The following is a 4,103-nucleotide window of genomic DNA, read 5'->3' as shown; positions in this document are numbered from 1 at the left end:
TTATAAAGGATTTGAAAAATTTTGCATGTACTGATAAAATGATTTCATGAAAGAAAAAAATAAGGAAAATATTTTAGAAAATGTTATATCTAAATTTAGATTCCCTCTTAATATGAAAAGAATTGGGATAGATATTGGTTCTGATAATTTAAAAGCAGTGGTGATAGATGGAAAAGATATCACCACTTATATAAAAAAGATCAATGGAAAACCAATATATGCTTTAAAAGAAACATTAGATGAAATTATAACAAAAAACGGTAATGAGGCTTATCTTGGTGTAACCGGGGTAAATTCAATTTCTTTATCAGATGTTCTAAATGAAAAACAAGTGCTAAGTGAATCAATTACAACTAAAGGGGGCATTGCTTTTCTTGATTTAGACATTAAGGAAAATGAAGAATTTGCAGTAATTGATATTGGAGCCTCCAATCAGAGATATTATGAATTTGGAAAAGATAAAAATAGTGGAAAATTAATTTTAGAACATAATTGTTTACAGGATAAATGTGGTGCTGGTTCAGGTTTATTGCTTGAGCATATGGCTAAAAGATTTGAATATGGTTCAATAGAGGAGCTGTCTAATGTTGCTAATCAAACTGAAAAAACCATAAAGCTCTCTGCTAAATGTGGTGTTTTTCGTGAATCTGATGTGGTGCACCAGCAACAAAAGGGAACACCAAAAGAGGTATTGGCTGCTTCACTTTATAGAGCCTCTGCAGATAGTTTTAAAACCATTCTCTCCAATGGAATGATACCTGAAGGAAGGATTATTCTTATTGGTGGTCTCTCACTTAGTAAAGCCTTTGTTAAACATCTAATAGATGTTTGCAAGATCTCTTCTGAAAGAGTTATTATTCCAAAACAAGGATTACATATAGTTGCAATTGGTGCAGCAATCTATGGTCAACAGGTTTATTTAAATAATATAATAAAAAAATTAGAGCAAAAATTGACCAAACCCTTTAACTATGAATCACAGGGTCCTCTAATCCTCAAAAAATCCATAATTATGAAGCCAAAAGAAGATTGGCCTTATGGTGCAGATGTTCCTTTAGCTGGCTTAGGAATTGACATAGGCTCTGTTAGTACAAAGGCTGCATTAATAGCAAAAATTAATGGTAAGTTTAGATTGCTTGCTTATCACTACAGGAGAACAGAGATAGACCCTGTTGGGGCTGCAATAGATGTGATAAACAAAGTATATAATCAGGTTATAGAAAGGGGCTATAAAATTGAGAAAGTTGTTGCAGGAACAACTGGGAGTGGAAGGCAGCTTACTGGTTTCATAGTTGGGGCTTCTAAAGAACATATTGTTGATGAAATCACTGCACAGGCTGCAGGCATAACAACAGTCTATCCTCAAAAAGAGTTTAGTATTATTGAGTTTGGTGGTCAGGATTCAAAATTTATTAATATCAGCCAGGGCGTGGTTGTTGATTTTGCAATGAATAATGCATGTGCTGCTGGGACCGGAGCATTGCTTGAAAAATATGCCATGCGCAGAGGCATTAAAATAGAGGATTTTGGAGATATTGCATTAAGAGCAAAGAATCCCCCTGATATAGATAGCACTTGTGCGGTTTTATCAGAGCAATCAATAATGAAATATGAGCAAAACAATGTATCTTTAGAGGATTTATGTGCTGCCATTACCTTGGCAACTGCAAGAAACTATTTAGCCAAGGTAGTTAGCGGCAGTGAAATAAAAGAAAAGGTTGTTTTTCAGGGTGCAACTGCATTTAATCTTGGACAGGTTGCTGCTCTTGAAACTGTTCTTGGAAAAGGAATAATTGTACCTCCTTGGCCGCATATAACTGGAGCAATAGGTGCAGCAAAATATGCCTATGATACCTCTAATTTAGGTGGTTTTAGGGAATTTAAAAAAATATTAAATCTAAAATACAATGTAGGGCCTTATGAATGTATAAATAAAGGGTGTGGAAATGACTGCAACATAACCATGGCTAAAATCGGAGATGAAGAGTTTTATATAGGTGACAGATGCCAGAGATATAGTGCAAAAAAAGATGAGAAAAAAATAAAGCCACCCAATTTATTTAAAGAGAGGCAGAAAATAATGGAGGATGCATGCCAATGAAAGTTGGAATTCCAAGGGGCTTATTATTTAATGATTTCTCGCCCTTGTTTATTCCTTTTTTTAAGTATTTAGGAATAAAAACTGTTATTTCAGATGAAACTAATAGGAAGATAATAAATCGTGGTCTAGAGATAGTACCAGCAGAATATTGTTTTCCAACAAAGGTTGCCTATGGTCATGTTGACAATCTACTAAAAAAACTAAAAAAAGATGATTTTATTTTTATTCCCCATATTGCAAGTACAGGAGAACCAACTGGCAGCTATAAGTATTCTGTTACCTGTCCATGGACACAATCTGCACCAGATCTCATGAAATCTGCACTAAAGCTTACTAAAGAAGGCCTTAATCTAGAAAACCTTGTTTCTCCTTCACTGTTTTTTGATTGGGGATTAAATCACATTGAGGATCAGATGAAGAAAGCTGTAGCAAAGATGGGTTATAGCACGAAAAATGTTAGGGCTGCACTTCAAGAAGGATTAGTAAACAAAAAAAAGTTTGATAAGAAAATTGAGGAAAAAACAAAAGAAGTCTTTGATTCTATTAAAAAATATAAAAAAAACGAACCTGCTTTTTTGGTGATGGCAAGACCATACACAGCTTATGATGCAAATGTTAATAATAATATTGTCAATAAAATTTTAGATGCTGGTTATCTTGCTATACCCCTTGAATTTGCTCCCATAGGATCAATAGATATTTCTAAACAAATGCCAAAAATGTACTGGATACAGGGCCAAAAGAAGTTGGCTGCAATAGAATTATTAAATAAAAATAAAAACCTGTTTGGAATTGATATAACCTATTTTGCCTGCGGTCCTGATACCCAGATAAACCAGCAAATGAGATGCAGAACACAAAAGCCATTTTTAACAGTGGAAATGGATGAACATACTGGAGATGCTGGAATTGATACTAGATTGCAGGCATTCTTCAATACAGTTAAATCTTACTTAGGGATAGAAGCAAAGCAAACCGGTAAGGTTTTTAGTGTCAAACTAAAAGGTCTTGATAAGATTAAAGACAAAAAAATTCTTGTTTTTCCTCCAATGTCAAAACATAATTATGCATTATCTGCTGTTTTCAATGCCTATAGAATTCAGTCAAGGGTTTTAGAAGTAAGCCCTGATGAAACCATGGAAAGAGCGAGAAGCTGTACCTACGGCTTAGTATGCACACCCTATCTACATACTACCGAGGCTATGCTTAATTTTATGCAAAAACCAGGGTTTGACCAGGAGAAATTTGCCTTTTTTCAGGCAACATCCGATTGTGGCCCATGTAGACTGGGGCAGTATGCAAGCCTGGAATCTCTTTTATTCCAGAAAAAGGGAACAGATGTTGATATAATAACCGGGGGTGAAGTAGGAAGTGAATTTAGTCTTGGCATGCCCTTATTAATCAAGGCATGGTCTGGTATAACTGCAGTTGACCAGCTTGAAAAAATGAGAATGCACACCAGACCCTATGAGGTTAATAAAGGAACCTCAGATCAGATTTATGAGAAATATATGAAAAGGCTTCTTGATCATTTAGCAGACCCAAAAACTAATCTTGGAAAAATGAAAACCTATTTAACTATTGGGAAGGTATTTTTCTCTAATTTATTTGATGGAAACTCATCCCCTATTGAAGAAATCCTAAGAAAAGCTCAAGGTGAATTTTCTCAGGTTAAAAGAACTAGTGAAGAAAAACCAAAGATAGGCATGATTGGTGAGTTCTTTGTAAGACTTCATGAGCCAGCAAACCAAAACATTCTAAGAAAGCTTGAGGAAAAGGGAGCAGAAACTTGGTTAGCTTCAGCAGCAGAATACCTTACTTATTCTTATTATCTTAGTTCTGTTTTTGCAAGAGAAAAATTCAGCTTAAACAGAAAAAAAGAGAATTTAAGGGAATGGATCTTGAAATCAATATTATATAGATTTATGATTGGTTATGAGCATATGTTGTTTAAAGCAACCCTACCATATATGCAAGGCTTTGATGATATATCTGCACAAGA

Annotated in this window: 2 protein-coding genes; both read left to right on the top strand. The window is 34.6% G+C overall.

What is annotated here, in order from left to right; all coding sequences use genetic code 11:
- Positions 1-46: 46 nt before the first annotated feature.
- On the top strand, positions 47-2,101 hold the full coding sequence (locus tag COZ07_RS02705; protein WP_406607055.1) for an acyl-CoA dehydratase activase: 2,055 nt from the start codon (positions 47-49) through the stop codon (positions 2,099-2,101).
- A partial coding sequence (locus COZ07_RS02700) for an acyl-CoA dehydratase activase-related protein (protein WP_406607054.1) occupies positions 2,098-4,103 on the top strand: 2,006 nt, incomplete at its 3' end. The genes COZ07_RS02705 and COZ07_RS02700, both read left to right, overlap by 4 nt.

Source organism: Candidatus Infernicultor aquiphilus (assembly GCF_002784285.1).
Taxonomy (GTDB): Bacteria; Atribacterota; Phoenicimicrobiia; order Phoenicimicrobiales; family Phoenicimicrobiaceae; genus Infernicultor; species Infernicultor aquiphilus.
This window is presented reverse-complemented; position numbering and strand designations above follow the sequence as displayed.